Origin of the sequence: Eikenella sp. HMSC071B05, assembly GCF_001811325.1 — a bacterium.
Taxonomy (GTDB): Bacteria; Pseudomonadota; Gammaproteobacteria; order Burkholderiales; family Neisseriaceae; genus Eikenella; species Eikenella corrodens.
This window is the reverse complement of the sequence record NZ_KV804551.1, coordinates 17455-31010: the sequence shown is the minus strand read 5'-3', so window position 1 is coordinate 31010 and position 13556 is coordinate 17455. Positions and strand designations below refer to the sequence as shown.

Sequence of the window (13556 nt, the reverse complement as noted above, 5' to 3'; positions counted from 1 at the left end):
TGAAAGCGTGAGCTTCAACGCAGTTAAAGCGAGCGAAGTGAGTTTCTGCGAAGCTAAAACGCCGCTTCAACGCAGTTCAAACCGTTTCTGCCTTTTCGCCCGTATCAATAAAGGCTACCTGAAAAACCACAATCTGGTTTCAGGTAGCCTTATCGCATCCATTAAGCCACGCTATCTCCTTATGCCAGCATAGCGGGCTAGCAACACTCAAAACCAGGCGGCACGCCGCAGACAGCACACACACGGTCAGCGAGCCAGCTCCGCAGTATCCTTATTTTAATTCACGATATAAGCCAAGCAGCCGCGGCAAATCAGTTATAATCCCGCTGTTTCAATCCCACGTTTCTGCTCCGGATTTTCGGTTATGAGTACACCCGATCCCGCCAAAACCCCGCTGTTGCGGCGGCCTTGGTTTGCCTTTTTCAGCTCCATGCGCTTTGCCGTGGCGCTGCTCTCGCTGCTTGCGCTCGCGTCGGTGATCGGCACGGTGTTGCAGCAAAATCAGGCCGAGGTGGCTTATGTGGTGGAATTCGGGCCGTTCTGGCATCAGATTTTCCGCTTCCTCGGCTTGTATGATGTGTATTCCGCGCCGTGGTTTGTGGCGATTTTGGCATTCTTGATGCTCTCCACCGGCCTGTGCCTGTGGCGCAACATTCCGCCTTTCCTGCGCGAAATGAAAAGCTTCCGCCTGAGCGCCTCCGCCCGCTCGCTGGCCGCCATGAAGCACAGCACCCTGCTCGCCGCCGCACCCGCCCCCGAAATTGCCGAACGCTACCTGAAAGTTTCCGGCTTCGCCGTGCAAAGCCAACAACGCAAAGACGGCAGCTTCATCATCGCGGCCAAAAAAGGCAGCCTCAACAAATGGGGCTATATCTTCGCCCACACCGCCATCATCGTGATTTGCCTGGGCGGCCTCATCGATAGCAATCTGCCAATTAAGCTGGCCATGTTTTCAGGTAGCCTCAAGCCCAACAAAACCGCCCAGTTCTCCAACGATTTCGGCAAAGAAAGCCGCTTGGGCAGCAATACCTTATCGTTTCGCGGCAATGTAAACATCCGCGAAGGGCAAACCGTGCAGGAAGTGTTTCTCGACACGGGCGACGGGCTCTTGGTGCAGGAATTGCCGTTTAACGTAACCCTCAAGCAATTCCACGTGGATTACTACGAAAACGGCATGCCGAAAAACTTTGCCAGCGATTTGATCGTAACCGACCGGCAAAGCGGCCAAATTTACACCCCCACCGTGAAAGTGAACCATCCCTTCACCCTGCACGGCATCTCGCTCTATCAGGCCAGCTTCGGCGACGGCGGCTCCGGCCTTACCTTCCGCGCCTGGAACTTGGGCACACCCTCCGCCGCCAGCACCGAACTCAAAGCCGCCTCGCTCAGCGCCTTCCCGCTGCACCTAGGTCAAAACCAAACTCAACAATACACGCTCGAATTCACCGAACTGCGCCCGCTGAACGTGGAAGACGAAGAGCAAACCGATAACGCCGCCTCGCAGCCTTCCAATCTGCGCCACCGCCTCAACGAAGCACGTAGCGTGCAGCAGTCCGATGCCCTGCGCAACGTCGGCCCCACCATCACCTTCCGCCTGCGCGACCAGGCCGGCCAGGCGCGTGAATATGTCAACTACATGCTGCCTCTGCGGCGCGGCGGCGATTTCTACTTCGCCACCGGCGAGCGCGGCAGCAACAGCGAAGACTACCGCTGGCTGATGATTCCCGCCGATAAAAACGGCAAGCCCGACACCTTCATGCACCTACGCTCTGTACTGCTCCAGCCCGAGCTGCGCGCAGCCGTGCTCGACCGCGCCGTGGCCGATATGCCCGAGCCTTCCAAAGCCCGCTTCCGCGAAGCCTTGGGCAATATCTTGGAGCTGTTCGCCCGCGAAGGCTATGTGGGCATCAACCGATTCGTGGAAAACCAAATCCCCGCCGCCGAACAAGACCGGATGCGCGAATTGTTCTACCAAATGCTGTTCGGCGCGGGCAATATCGCCCTCGAGCAAGCGCTGTCCGAACAAGGACTGGACTGGCCGCAGAGCGAAGAGCGTAACCGTTTTTTAATCAACAGCTTCGATGCCTATACCGGCCTCACCCGCTTCGGCTCGCCGGTGTTGCTGCAATTAAACGGCTACAACGAAGTAAAATCCTCCGGCCTGCAGATGACCCGCTCGCCCGGCCAAGGCCTGGTGTATCTCGGCTCTGTACTGCTGATTTTAGGCACGGCGCTTATGTTTTACCTGCGCGAACAACGCGCCTGGCTACTGTATGACAACGGCCAAGCCCGCTTCGCCATGAGCTCCGCCCGCCTCAAACGGCAGCTGGAACCGATTTTCGCCACACACACACAACACCTCACGCGCCTGGCGCAGGAATTGAACCATGACCAACCCTAACACGCCCGATGCCCTGTCGCAAAAACAGGCAGCCAGTGCCCCACACCGGCTGCCGCAGCACGAGCTTTTGCAGGAGCAGCGTTTCTGGAAGCTGCTTTCTGTAGCCGACTGGCTGTTTGCCGCCCTGATGATGGCCATTGCCGCTGCGGTGCAGATTCTGCTGCCGCACCGCATGGACATTTATGAAGTGTGCATTTTATGGCTCAGTGCCGCCGCCGCCGTGTGGCTGGGCTGGTTTTACAAACCGCTGCGCCTGCTGATGCCACTGTGCATCGCCCTGGCCTATGCCGCCACCGTGCTCTATGCCGGGCAGATGGCCAACGGCGAACGCTTCCTGTTGCGCTATTTCCTCGCCAGCCAATCGGCTATCGGCTGGCTGTGCGCCCTAGTGCCGATGGCCTGGCTGTGCTATGCGCTCGGTTTGCTCGGCGGCAACAAACAGGCGGAAACAAACAACACGTACGCCGTGCCCATGCTGCTTCGCATCGCCCGCTACCTGGCTTGGGCGGCCGCTGCCATTGGGCTCACCGGCATGCTGGTGCGTTGGCATGAAAGCTATCTGCTCACCCCCGGCAACGGCCATATTCCGCTGTCGAACCTGTATGAAGTGTTCATCCTGTTTATCGTCATCACGGCCTTGATGTTTCTGTATTACGAAGGCAAGTTCCGCCTACATCGGCTAGGCGTGTTTGTGTACACACTGCAGCTGATTTTAGTCGGCTTCGTGCTGTGGTACACCTTCAGCCGCAACGCCCAGCAAATCCGGCCGCTGATTCCCGCCCTGCAATCGTGGTGGATGAAGCTGCATGTGCCGGCCAATTTCATCGGCTACGGCGCATTTTGCCTGGCCGCCTTCCTCGGTGTGGCCGAATTGATGAAACTGCGCCGCCCCTCGTTGCGGCTACCTGAAGCCGAAGTAATTGAAGAAGCCATGTATCAAGCTATCGCCATCGGCTTCCTCTTCTTCACCGTAGCCACCGTGCTCGGCGCGCTGTGGGCAGCCGATGCCTGGGGGCGTTATTGGAGCTGGGACCCGAAAGAAAACTGGGCGCTGGTGGTGTGGCTCAACTACGCAGCCTGGCTGCATATCCGCCTGGTGCGCGGCTGGGGCGGCAAGCCATTGGCGTGGTGGGCGATTATCGGCTTCTTCATCACCGCCTTTGCCTTCGTCGGCGTGAATATGTTTTTGAGCGGGCTGCATTCTTACGGCGGTCTATAGCCATAAAAAGGCTACCTGAAAATAAGCCACACAGAAATTTCACTGTGCTGCATTTTCAGGTAGCCTGATCAATATATAGAGGAATTCATAAAACCACCGGGGAACACCCAGCAGCATCAAGAATCCCTCCATGAGAACTAAGCACATCTTTATTCATGCACAGCTATGAGCCACAAGCAATACATAAGTGTGGCAAGACACACCAATATTGAAAGAATCGAAGTGCTTTAGCCATAAAACAAAGCCCCGCTTTTGCGGGGCTTTTGCTTGGTCTCAAACCGCCAAATTATTTGGCAGCGCTGGCAGCAGCTTCAACAGCAGCAGTAGCTTGAGAAGCGGCACCTTCAACGGCAGCAGTAGCTTGAGAAGCAGCACCTTCAACAGCAGCAGTAGCTTGAGAAGCAGCGCCTTCAACGGCAGCAGTAGCTTGAGAAGCAGCGCCGGCAACTTCAGAAGCCATTGCAGCAGCTTCAGAAGCAGCGGAAGCGGCAGAAGCGGCAGGAGCCGGAGCAGAACCACCACAAGCAGCCAAGAACAAAGACATCAGGGCAGCGGCCAATAAAGATTTTTTCATGTCGAATTACCTCTAACAAAGTTCAAGTTATAACTTAAAAAATTCCCTATCTGCAGACCTCTAGCCGTCTCACAGATAAATTCCAATCAAGAATTGCCGCGTATTATCCGCTGTTTGGTGGCAGCTGGCAATTAAACTGCCTACTCTACTTACCGCACGCAAGCATCTGCTGCCAAAATCGTTCTTATCTAATGCTCTGGGCAAACAATACTATTAATTAACGAATACCGCCCCGATAAGAATAGTGTTCTACCCCAATCAGAAAAAATAATATATTTTTCATACCAATACTGGCTAAAACCAACTCTCTCCCGCCTCATTACCATACCTTCCCCCTATCTGCAAATTACACACAATTAACCAAAATTAACCTGTGCGAAAAAACAACAAGGTCTATTCCCGCCTGCATTAGCCGACATTTTCCCGCAATATTTCATCGGAGGTGTATGTCAATCCGCCCATACGCATGAAACCCGCACTTTACCCAAGCACATACCGCCATTTACTGCCCTAGCAAGCCGATGCCATAGCGAAAGCCAATTTGATTTGCGATAAAATACAGCCTTTGATTTTTCAGGTAGCCTTCTATCATGCTCGTTCTCGGCATTGAATCCTCCTGCGACGAAACCGGCGTGGCGCTCTACAGCACCGAACACGGCCTCATCGGCAACCAGCTGCACACCCAAATGGCCATGCATGCCGAATACGGCGGCGTAGTGCCCGAGCTGGCCAGCCGCGACCACATCCGCCGCCTCGTGCCGCTCACCCAAGCCTGCCTGCACGAAGCCGGCAAAAACTACGCCGACATCGATGCCGTCGCCTACACCCAAGGCCCCGGTCTTGGCGGCGCGCTCTTGGCCGGCTGCGCCTATGCCAACGCGCTCGCCTTTTCGTTGGGCAAACCCGTGATCCCCGTACACCACCTCGAAGGCCACCTGCTCTCCCCGCTGTTAGCCGAAGAAAAACCCGACTTTCCCTTCGTTGCCCTGCTCGTATCCGGCGGCCATACCCAATTCATGGCCGTGCGCGGCATCGGCGACTACGAACTGCTCGGCGAAAGCGTGGACGATGCCGCCGGCGAAGCCTTCGACAAAACCGCCAAACTGCTCGGCCTGCCCTACCCCGGCGGCGCAAAACTTTCCGAATTGGCCAAGCTCGGCCGCCCCTATGCTTTCACCTTTCCGCGCCCGATGCTGCATTCGCGCGATTTGCAAATGAGCTTCTCCGGCCTCAAAACCGCCGTGCTCACTGCGGTACAAAACGTGCGTGCCGAACATGGCGGCAGCCTGCCGGACACCATCCGCAACGATATCTGCCGCGCCTTCCAAGACGCTGTGGTGGACGTGCTGCTGGCCAAATCCCGCCAAGCCCTGCTGCACACCGGCTACCGCACCCTTGTGGTGGCCGGCGGCGTGGGTGCCAACTGGAAACTGCGTGCCGAACTCGCCACGCTGCAAGTACGCCCCAACCCCAAAGCCAAGCCCGAAGCCGTACGCACTTATTTCCCGCCGCTGCCGCTGTGTACCGACAATGGCGCCATGATTGCCTTCGCCGGCGCCATGCACCTGCAACAGGCGCAGCCCGCCACCGGCTTCAATGTGCGCCCGCGCTGGCCGCTAGCGGAAATCGTGCGGTAAAACTTCGCATACCTATTTTCAGGTAGCCTTGATGCAATCCGGCAAAGGCTACCTGAAAAACATTTAAGGGCTGCTCCAAGCCTTTGGAACAGCCCTTTATGTACCGCCATCCGGCACAGCCGCTAATCGAAATCCCATTTCTTATCCAACACCACTTTTCCATAAACCATTCAAAACTATCGGCCACCAGCTCCGTGTACATTTCGCCGTATATCAGCCAAATACTGTGGCTTTCCGAATGGGAAAACAACGTGCCACTATCACAGTAGCCGAAAAGGAATGTTGTGCGCAGCACCTCAATCAGTAGCAGTTTGTCCACGCTCACCCATCCAACTCCGCCAAACAACATCTTTAAAGTTAAGTTGATTTGCTATAGAGGCAGCGCCGGAGGATACCACGCAGCCTTTACACTTTTCAGGTAGCCCGCCCCTTGTCCCGCAACCCTGCTTTCTTGTATCCTTCGCCCTTCCTGTTAAAAATTGCAAAAAACCATCATGACAGCTTTACAAAGATTCAGCCGCTTCATCGGTAACACTTTTGCCCTGTGGGCAGCACTATTTGCCATGGCCGGCTTCTTGGCGCCTTCCCTCTTCACCAGCTTCATCGCCCCCTACATCCCCTGGCTTTTGGGCATCATCATGTTCGGCATGGGGCTTACCCTCGCCCCCTCCGACTTCAAAATCCTCGGCCAACACCCCAAAGCCGTGCTCATCGGCGTGGTGGCACAGTTTGTGATTATGCCCACCACCGCCTACCTGCTCTCGCGTGCCCTTAATCTGCCGCCCGAAGTGGCCATCGGCGTGGTGTTGGTGGGCGCCTGCCCCGGCGGCACCGCCTCCAACGTGATGACCTTTCTTGCACGCGGCAATGTGGCGCTCTCGGTGGCCGTTACCTCCATCAGCACCCTGCTCGCGCCCCTGCTCACCCCGGCGGTATTCTTCCTGTTTGCCAACCAATGGATCGACGTTTCCGCCACCACAATGCTGGTATCCATTTTGCAAATGGTGCTGCTGCCCATCGTGCTGGGCGTGGTGGCGCACACCCTGTTCCGTAAGCAAACCGCCGCCGCCATCGATGTGCTGCCGCTGATTTCCGTGCTTGCCATCGTGCTGATTATCGGCGCCGTGGTGGCCGGCAGCCGCGCGCAGATTATCGAAACCGGCCTATTGATTTTCGGCGTAGTGGTGCTGCACAACGCCATCGGCTATGCCTTAGGCTTCCTCGCCGCCAAACTCTTCGGCCTGCCCTACGACGCGCAAAAAACCCTCGCCATCGAAGTGGGCATGCAAAACTCCGGCCTCGGCGCGGCACTGGCCAAAGCCCACTTCGCCATGATGCCGCTAGTGGCCGTGCCCAGCGCCATCTTCAGCGTGTGGCACAACATTTCCGGCTCCCTCCTTGCCTCCTATTGGGCCACCAAGGCCGAAAAACAGGCACAGGCCGCGCAAAAAGAAAATACCGCTGCCAAGTAAGCCAAACCGACTGTTGGCAGCAAAAGGCTACCTGAAAATTTCAGGTAGCCTTTCATTTCTAGCAACAGCCCACCGGCAAGCCGCCCAAGCACACCGCCGAATCTGATACAATCCGCACTTTTCCCGCCAACCGCCGCCCGGCTCACCGCTATGACCCAACACACCGCCCGCAAACGCTTCGGGCAGAACTTTCTGCAAGATTCCCGCATCATTGCCGATATCGTCCAGGCCGTGCGGCCGCAGCCCGCCGATACCGTAGTGGAAATCGGCCCCGGCCTCGGCGCGATTACCGAGCCCCTGGCCGCCAAGCTCGATTGCCTGCATGTGTGCGAAATCGACCGCGACATCATAGGCTACCTGAAAACCCGACCCTACGCCGGCAAACTCGTTATCCACGAAGGCGACGTATTGCAGTTCGATTTCGCCAGTGTGCCCGGGCGCAAAAAAATCGTCGGCAACCTGCCCTACAACATCTCCACCCCGCTGCTGTTCCACCTCAGCCGCTATGCCGACGAAGTGGAAGACATGCACTTCATGCTGCAAAAAGAAGTGGTGAAACGCATGGTGGCCGAGCCCGGCAGCAACGATTTCGGCCGCCTGAGCGTGATGCTGCAATACTTCTTTGAAATGGAAAAACTGCTCGACGTACCGCCCGAGGCCTTTTCCCCCGCACCCAAAGTCGATTCCGCCGTGGTGCGGCTGATTCCGGCCAAATACCGCATCGGGCAGGCGCAGGATTTCGAGCAATTCGCCGCCCTGGTGAAACAAGCCTTCCACCAGCGCCGCAAAACCATCCGCAACAACCTCAAAGGTCTGGCCGACGACAATGATTTGCAGGCTGCCGGCATCAGCCCGCAAGAACGCGCCGAACATATCGCACCCGAAAAATATGTAGCCTTGGCCAACCTGTTAGCCCAAAAGGCCAGCTAAAACACAATCCCGCCCCGCGCCGATTGTTCCAACCGACAACCCAGCCGTTCCGGAAATAGAAAATGATTAAATTTAAAAACGTAAACAAATGGTTTAAAGAACTGCACGTTCTGAGCGCCATCAACCTCGAAGTGAAAAAAGGCGAAGTAGTGGTGGTGTGCGGCCCCTCCGGCAGCGGCAAATCCACCCTCATCCGCACCGTAAACCAGCTCGAGCAAATCCAAAGCGGCGAAATTTGGGTGGACGGCGTAGACGTGGCCAGCCCAGCCACCGACCTGAACAAAATCCGTGCCGAAGTGGGCTTCGTGTTCCAACATTTCAACCTTTATCCGCATTTGAGCGTGCTGGAAAACATCGTGCTATCGCCGATAAAAGTGAAAAAGCAAAGCCGCACCCAGGCCGAAGAAAAAGCGCTGCAACTCTTGGAGCGCGTGGGCCTGGCGCATAAAAAAGACGCCATGCCCGGCGAGCTTTCCGGCGGCCAGCAGCAGCGCGTGGCCATCGCCCGCGGCCTGGCCATGGAGCCGCAAGTGATGCTGTTTGACGAGCCCACCTCCGCGCTCGATCCGGAAATGGTGGGCGAAGTGCTCAAAGTGATGAAAGACTTGGCCGAAAGCGGCATGACCATGATGTGCGTGACCCACGAAATGGGCTTCGCCCGCGAAGTGGCCGACCGGATTATCTTTGTGGATCAGGGCAAAATCGTGGAAGTGGACACGCCGGAAGTGTTCTTCACCAACCCGAGCAGCGAGCGGGCGAAGCAGTTTTTGAAACAGGTGATGAAGGCTTAATTACCTAATTTGAAAAGTTATAGTGAATTAAATTTAAACCGGTACAGCGTTGGCTCGCCTTGCCGTACTATTTGTACTGTCTGCGGCTCGTCGCCTTGTCCTGATTTTTGTTAATTCACTATAAAAAGGCTACCTGAAAACCGCTGGGCGGATTTTCAGGTAGCCTTTTTTGCGTTGGGCTACACGCTGAAATATTGGAATATAAAGGCCGGCTCTTGGCCGTTTAAATAATATTCGCCCACGATATAGCCGATGTGTTGCGCCTCGCCCTCTTCATACAGCTTGGCTTCCACGCCCACGGATTCTTCTTCGCTTTCCGGCTCCGCTTCCTTATCCTCTTCCTCCTCTTCATCATCGCTCAAATCGCCGAAGATGCTCAGGCCGGTGCTGCCGCATTCAAACTTATCCATCTCCTCCAGGGGAAAAAGACGTAGCTTGGTTTTGTCTTCAATGAAATCCAGCATTTCATCAATTTCTTCCAAAAACCCGCCGTGAATATCAAATTGCTCGGCCAAGGTTTGGGTGTCTTGCCGCTTGTAGGCATCTAAAAATGCTGCAATGGCTTGGTAAATTTCGGTTTTCAGTTTTAACGGATACATAGCTGCTACTCCACCGATGGAAGATGGATGCCGCTGCGGGCGTGAGGCTACCTGAAGCTCCCGGCTGGGTGGAAACTTCGCGGCGCTGCGTTTTAGCGAAACTTCCTTCGCTCGTTTTAGCTTCGCAGAAACTCACTTCGTTCGTTTTAACTGCGTTGAAGCTCACGCTTTCAGGTAGCCTTTTCTGTATTCAAACGGCAACGGGAAACGTGCTGCTTTAAGCCCACGGCTCTTGGTTCACCTGTGTTTCGTAATCTGCCGGTTCTTCGGCTTCGGGTACGGCGGCGAAGCCTTCGGCGGTTTGGCGGTACACGGCGGCGCGGTAGGGGAAGCGGGCTATGATTTCGGCAATCGCGGCATCAAGCTCGGCTTTGGTTTCCCACACTTGACCGCAGTCGTCGCACATAAACAGTGAGCCGTCTTCAGGGTCGAGCTGGGTTACCCAGCCGGTGCAATGCGGCAGCGGGCAGCGGATTTTGAAGGCTTGGTTCATGATTAGGTTTCCTTGTGTTGTTAGTTAGCGGTTTTCAGGTAGCCTGTGGCGGGAACAGTTTGCCGGGGTTGAACAGGTTATGCGGGTCGAGCTGTTGCTTAATGGCGCGCATCAGCTCGATTTCCACGGGGCTGCGCACGCTGGGCAGCCAGTGGTTTTTCACTTGGCCGATGCCGTGTTCGGCAGCAATCGTGCCCTGACAGGCAAGGGTGTGTTGGTAGACGATGCGGTTGATGCCGTCTTCGTATTCGTAGGCCTGGTTGCTGCGGATGTGCGGCAGGAAGGTGTTGAAATGCAGGCTGCCGTCGCCAAGGTGGCCGAATACGATGATTTCGATGCCATCATAGGCCTGCTTGAGCGCGGCGGAGGCGTTGGCCACAAATTCGGCCACGCGGGCGATGGGCACGGCGATGTCGTGTTTGATGCTGGCACCGAGCGCTTTTTGCGCAGCGGAGATGTCTTCGCGCAGCCGCCACAATTCGGCTCGCTCGCTCTCCGACTGTGCCAGCACGGCGTTTTCCCAGCCGCCGGCAAACAGGAATTCGGCCAAATCGTTGGCCAACTCAGGCTGAGGCAGGCTGTCGTTTAGCTCGAGCAAGATATGCCACTCGGCATCAATCGGCGGGCTGAGGCGGCTATAAGTGGCGGAGAGGGCAAGCGCGGGGCGGCTTACCAGCTCGAAGCTGCACAGCCGCTCGGCGAAACGGCCTTGTATGTGGGTGAGCAGGCGCACGGCTTCTTCAATGCTGTCTAAGCCAACCCAGGCGGTAGCGGTGGTTTGCGGCGGGGAGAAGAGCTTGAGCGTGGCAGCGGTGATGACGCCGAGCGTGCCTTCGCTGCCGATAAAGAGCTGGCGGATGTCGTAGCCGGTGGTGTTTTTGTGCAGCGGGGCGAGATGGGAGAGCAGGCTGCCGTCGGGCAACACCACTTCCAGCCCGAGCACCAAATCGCGCGTGGTGCCGTAGCGCACCACGTTCAGCCCGCCGGCGTTGCAGGCGATGTTGCCGCCGATTTGGCAGGTGCCTTCGCTGGCGAGGCTGAGCGGAAACAGCCGCCCAGCTTGGGCTGCGGCTTCTTGCACGTTTTGCAGAATCGCGCCGGCTTCCACGGTGATGGCGTTGTCGGCCAGGCTGAGGCTGCGGATGCGGTTGAGCCGCGAGAGGTTGAGCAAAATGCCGCCGTTTGGCACGGCCGCGCCGCACAGGCCGGTGTTGCCGCCCTGCGGGGTAATCGGCACACGGTGTTCGGCACACCAGCGCACCAGCTTCTGCACATTTTCCACGCTATCGGGCATCACCGCGGCGGCAGCCTGGCCGATATAGCGGCCGCGCCGGTCGGCAAGCAGCGGGGCGGGGTCGGCAATGATTTCGCGTTCGCTGAGCAAAGTGTGTAGGGCTTGCGGAATATGGGCGGGATTCATTTGAGGCTACCTGAAAGATTGGGATGGGCAGTATTGTAGCGGCAAGACCGAGGTTTCAGGTAGCCTTCAGCCATCGGCAGGCTACCTGAAAACCGAATACCGAATATTGCTTAAAAGTAATTTTTCATTCCCTCCAATCTAACTTTACTTTTCCAACCAAGCGCCGTATAGTTGCCCGAGTTTACTACCCACACCACTAGGAATCGCTATATGAACAATACCCCGCAAAATCCCGTAAGCTGGTTTGCCCTCAATGCGCAGGACTTAGCACGTGCTGCCCGCTTCTACGAAACCGTGTTCGGCTTGCCCCTGCAAGAAGTGCCCGGCAAAGACCCGCAACGCCAAATGTATCTGTTCGCCCCCGCCTGGGAGCAATACGGCATCGGCGGCATGCTCTGGCACGACCCCTCTGCGCAACCCGCCGGCCACGGCGGCATCACCGTATTTTTCAACTGTGCCGACTGCGCCGAAACCGCCCGCGCCGCCGAAGCGGCCGGCGGCAGAATACTCACCGCCAAATTCCCCATCGCCAACGGTTTTGCCGCCTTCATCGAAGACAGCGAAGGCAACCGCATCGGCCTGCATTCGCCCGCTTAAATTTTCAGGTAGCCCATGCCCAGCCCCATCAATATTACCGAACTGCGCCGCCGCAACCTGCGCGAATGGATCAACCGCCTGCACCAAGGCCGGCAGATTGATTTCGTATCCGCCACCGGCATCAACCAGGGTGAACTTTCCGCCCTGTTGAAAAACAAGCCTTTCGGCGAGCGCAAAGCCCGCAAAATCGAACACAGCGCCGGCATGCCCGCGCTGTGGCTCGACACCGACCACAGTTCACCCACATCCGCCCCACAACCCACCGACAGGAATACCCGTCCCATGTCCACCCCCATTTCCACCATCCCCGAAATCCTGGCCGACCTCAAAGCTGGCAAAATGGTCATCATCACCGATGCCGAAGACCGCGAAAACGAAGGCGACCTGCTCATGGCTGCCCAATTCGTTACCCCCGAAGCCATCAACTTCATGATCAAACACGCCCGTGGCCTCGTGTGCCTGCCCATGGCCGAAGAGCTGGTAGACAAACTCAAGCTCCCCCTCATGACCCAGCACAACGGCGCGCAATACGGCACCAACTTCACCGTATCCATCGAAGCCGCCCACGGCATTTCCACCGGCATTTCCGCCGCCGACCGCGCGCTCACCATCCAAACCGCCGTTTCCCCCGCCGCCCGGCCGGAAGACATCGTCCAGCCCGGCCACATCTTCCCCCTGCGCGCCCAAAAAGGCGGCGTGCTGGTGCGCGCGGGCCACACCGAAGCCGGCGTCGATTTGGCCCAAATGTGCGGCCTCATCCCCGCCGCCGTTATCTGCGAAATCATCAACGACGACGGCACCATGGCGCGTATGCCCGAGCTCACCGAATTCGCCCGGCAGCACGGCCTCAAAATCGGCACCATCACCGACCTCATCGAATACCGCAGCCGCACCGAAACCCTGCTCGAAGAAATGGGCAGCAGCCCCGTCCGCACCCCCTGGGGCGATTTCCGCCAGCACGTTTATGTAGACAAACTCTCCGGCGAAACCCACCTCGCCCTGGTGAAAGGCAGCCCGCAGCCCGACACCGAAACCCTCGTGCGCGTACACGAGCCCTTCAGCGCCATGGATTTCCTGCAAACCAACCCCCGCCACTCCTGGCCGCTACCGCAAGCCCTCGAGCGCATCCAAGCCGCCGAACACGGCGTCGCCATCCTGCTGCACCGCACCGAAGACGGCGCCACCCTGCTCGACCGCACCCTGCCCAAAGGCAAAAGCCAAACCCGCCAGTGGGACAGCAAAACCTACGGCATCGGCGCGCAAATCCTCGCCAACCTCCACGTGAAAAAAATGCGCGTGCTCGGCCAGCCCTCCTCCCTCACCGGCCTCACCGGCTTCGGGCTGGAAGTGACAGGGTTTGAGAGCATGGAATAAAAGCGATCGTTGCAAGCAAAGGCTACCTGAAAACGAACGTTAGTGAGTT

14 protein-coding genes are annotated in these 13556 nt (G+C 57.4%); 10 read left to right on the top strand and 4 right to left on the bottom strand.

The window, feature by feature from the left end; all coding sequences use genetic code 11:
- The 3 genes from HMPREF2796_RS11525 to ccsB form a co-directional block, all read left to right on the top strand.
- The coding region (locus tag HMPREF2796_RS11525) for a hypothetical protein (protein ID WP_210385353.1) at positions 1 to 193 on the top strand (193 nt) is incomplete at its 5' end.
- A gap of 171 nt (positions 194 to 364) precedes the next feature.
- Positions 365 to 2401, top strand: coding sequence for a cytochrome c biogenesis protein ResB (locus HMPREF2796_RS06295; protein ID WP_070631993.1), 2037 nt, complete (start codon positions 365 to 367; stop codon positions 2399 to 2401).
- Positions 2388 to 3620, top strand: a complete 1233-nt coding sequence (gene ccsB, locus HMPREF2796_RS06290) for a c-type cytochrome biogenesis protein CcsB (RefSeq protein WP_210385352.1) — start codon at positions 2388 to 2390, stop codon at positions 3618 to 3620. Before HMPREF2796_RS06295 ends, ccsB begins: the two co-directional genes overlap by 14 nt.
- Before the next feature lie 273 nt (positions 3621 to 3893).
- On the opposite strand, the gene HMPREF2796_RS06285 is transcribed toward ccsB, so the two are convergent.
- The gene (locus HMPREF2796_RS06285) at positions 3894 to 4142 is read right to left on the bottom strand and encodes a hypothetical protein (RefSeq protein ID WP_168162819.1); all 249 of its coding nucleotides are present in this window, start codon (positions 4140 to 4142) and stop codon (positions 3894 to 3896) included.
- Positions 4143 to 4784: 642 nt separating this feature from the next.
- Here HMPREF2796_RS06285 and tsaD point away from each other — a divergent pair.
- The 4 genes from tsaD (at position 4785) to HMPREF2796_RS06260 (ending at position 9024) form a co-directional block, all read left to right on the top strand.
- Positions 4785 to 5831 carry a tRNA (adenosine(37)-N6)-threonylcarbamoyltransferase complex transferase subunit TsaD gene (gene tsaD / locus HMPREF2796_RS06280; RefSeq protein WP_070631987.1) on the top strand — a complete coding sequence of 349 codons (1047 nt, stop codon included), beginning with the start codon at positions 4785 to 4787 and terminating at the stop codon, positions 5829 to 5831.
- A 494-nt stretch (positions 5832 to 6325) separates the two neighbouring features.
- Positions 6326 to 7303, top strand: a complete 978-nt coding sequence (locus tag HMPREF2796_RS06270) for a bile acid:sodium symporter family protein (RefSeq protein WP_064105391.1) — start codon at positions 6326 to 6328, stop codon at positions 7301 to 7303.
- A gap of 150 nt (positions 7304 to 7453) precedes the next feature.
- Positions 7454 to 8233 (top strand): 16S rRNA (adenine(1518)-N(6)/adenine(1519)-N(6))-dimethyltransferase RsmA, encoded by a 780-nt coding sequence (gene rsmA, locus HMPREF2796_RS06265; protein WP_070631981.1) that lies wholly within the window; start codon positions 7454 to 7456, stop codon positions 8231 to 8233.
- 62 nt (positions 8234 to 8295) lie between these two features.
- Entirely contained in the window at positions 8296 to 9024 is a 729-nt protein-coding gene (locus HMPREF2796_RS06260; RefSeq protein ID WP_070631978.1) for an amino acid ABC transporter ATP-binding protein, read from the top strand.
- A gap of 179 nt (positions 9025 to 9203) precedes the next feature.
- Here HMPREF2796_RS06260 and HMPREF2796_RS06255 read toward each other — a convergent pair whose 3' ends face one another.
- Positions 9204 to 9623 carry a hypothetical protein gene (locus tag HMPREF2796_RS06255; RefSeq protein WP_064103594.1) on the bottom strand — a complete coding sequence of 140 codons (420 nt, stop codon included), beginning with the start codon at positions 9621 to 9623 and terminating at the stop codon, positions 9204 to 9206.
- A 23-nt stretch (positions 9624 to 9646) separates the two neighbouring features.
- On the opposite strand from HMPREF2796_RS06255, the gene HMPREF2796_RS11105 reads away from it, so the two are divergent.
- Positions 9647 to 9844 (top strand): hypothetical protein, encoded by a 198-nt coding sequence (locus tag HMPREF2796_RS11105; protein WP_141749176.1) that lies wholly within the window; start codon positions 9647 to 9649, stop codon positions 9842 to 9844.
- Here the strand turns inward: HMPREF2796_RS11105 and HMPREF2796_RS06250 are convergent.
- Together HMPREF2796_RS06250 and HMPREF2796_RS06245 are read right to left on the bottom strand one after the other, a co-directional pair.
- A complete protein-coding gene (locus HMPREF2796_RS06250; RefSeq protein WP_049258681.1) occupies positions 9841 to 10116 on the bottom strand; it encodes a hypothetical protein in 276 nt (91 codons plus the stop codon). The genes HMPREF2796_RS11105 and HMPREF2796_RS06250 overlap by 4 nt on opposite strands.
- A 34-nt stretch (positions 10117 to 10150) precedes the next feature.
- Positions 10151 to 11536 carry an FAD-binding oxidoreductase gene (locus HMPREF2796_RS06245; protein ID WP_070631975.1) on the bottom strand — a complete coding sequence of 462 codons (1386 nt, stop codon included), beginning with the start codon at positions 11534 to 11536 and terminating at the stop codon, positions 10151 to 10153.
- A 210-nt stretch (positions 11537 to 11746) separates the two neighbouring features.
- On the opposite strand from HMPREF2796_RS06245, the gene HMPREF2796_RS06240 reads away from it, so the two are divergent.
- A complete protein-coding gene (locus HMPREF2796_RS06240; protein ID WP_070631971.1) occupies positions 11747 to 12133 on the top strand; it encodes a VOC family protein in 387 nt (128 codons plus the stop codon).
- Positions 12134 to 12148: 15 nt separating this feature from the next.
- Positions 12149 to 13507 carry a bifunctional 3,4-dihydroxy-2-butanone-4-phosphate synthase/GTP cyclohydrolase II gene (ribBA, locus tag HMPREF2796_RS06235; RefSeq protein WP_070631968.1) on the top strand — a complete coding sequence of 453 codons (1359 nt, stop codon included), beginning with the start codon at positions 12149 to 12151 and terminating at the stop codon, positions 13505 to 13507.
- Positions 13508 to 13556 lie beyond the last annotated feature (49 nt).

What these genes read in the sequence shown, in the direction of transcription:
- HMPREF2796_RS06295 (WP_070631993.1), top strand. Translation starts at nt 365, where the DNA reads ATGAGTACACCCGATCCCGCCAAAACCCCGCTGTTGCGGCGGCCTTGG.
- ccsB (WP_210385352.1), top strand. Translation starts at nt 2,388, where the DNA reads ATGACCAACCCTAACACGCCCGATGCCCTGTCGCAAAAACAGGCAGCC.
- tsaD (WP_070631987.1), top strand. Translation starts at nt 4,785, where the DNA reads ATGCTCGTTCTCGGCATTGAATCCTCCTGCGACGAAACCGGCGTGGCG.
- HMPREF2796_RS06270 (WP_064105391.1), top strand. Translation starts at nt 6,326, where the DNA reads ATGACAGCTTTACAAAGATTCAGCCGCTTCATCGGTAACACTTTTGCC.
- rsmA (WP_070631981.1), top strand. Translation starts at nt 7,454, where the DNA reads ATGACCCAACACACCGCCCGCAAACGCTTCGGGCAGAACTTTCTGCAA.
- HMPREF2796_RS06260 (WP_070631978.1), top strand. Translation starts at nt 8,296, where the DNA reads ATGATTAAATTTAAAAACGTAAACAAATGGTTTAAAGAACTGCACGTT.
- HMPREF2796_RS06255 (WP_064103594.1), bottom strand. Translation starts at nt 9,623, where the DNA reads ATGTATCCGTTAAAACTGAAAACCGAAATTTACCAAGCCATTGCAGCA.
- HMPREF2796_RS11105 (WP_141749176.1), top strand. Translation starts at nt 9,647, where the DNA reads ATGGATGCCGCTGCGGGCGTGAGGCTACCTGAAGCTCCCGGCTGGGTG.
- HMPREF2796_RS06250 (WP_049258681.1), bottom strand. Translation starts at nt 10,116, where the DNA reads ATGAACCAAGCCTTCAAAATCCGCTGCCCGCTGCCGCATTGCACCGGC.
- HMPREF2796_RS06245 (WP_070631975.1), bottom strand. Translation starts at nt 11,536, where the DNA reads ATGAATCCCGCCCATATTCCGCAAGCCCTACACACTTTGCTCAGCGAA.
- HMPREF2796_RS06240 (WP_070631971.1), top strand. Translation starts at nt 11,747, where the DNA reads ATGAACAATACCCCGCAAAATCCCGTAAGCTGGTTTGCCCTCAATGCG.
- ribBA (WP_070631968.1), top strand. Translation starts at nt 12,149, where the DNA reads ATGCCCAGCCCCATCAATATTACCGAACTGCGCCGCCGCAACCTGCGC.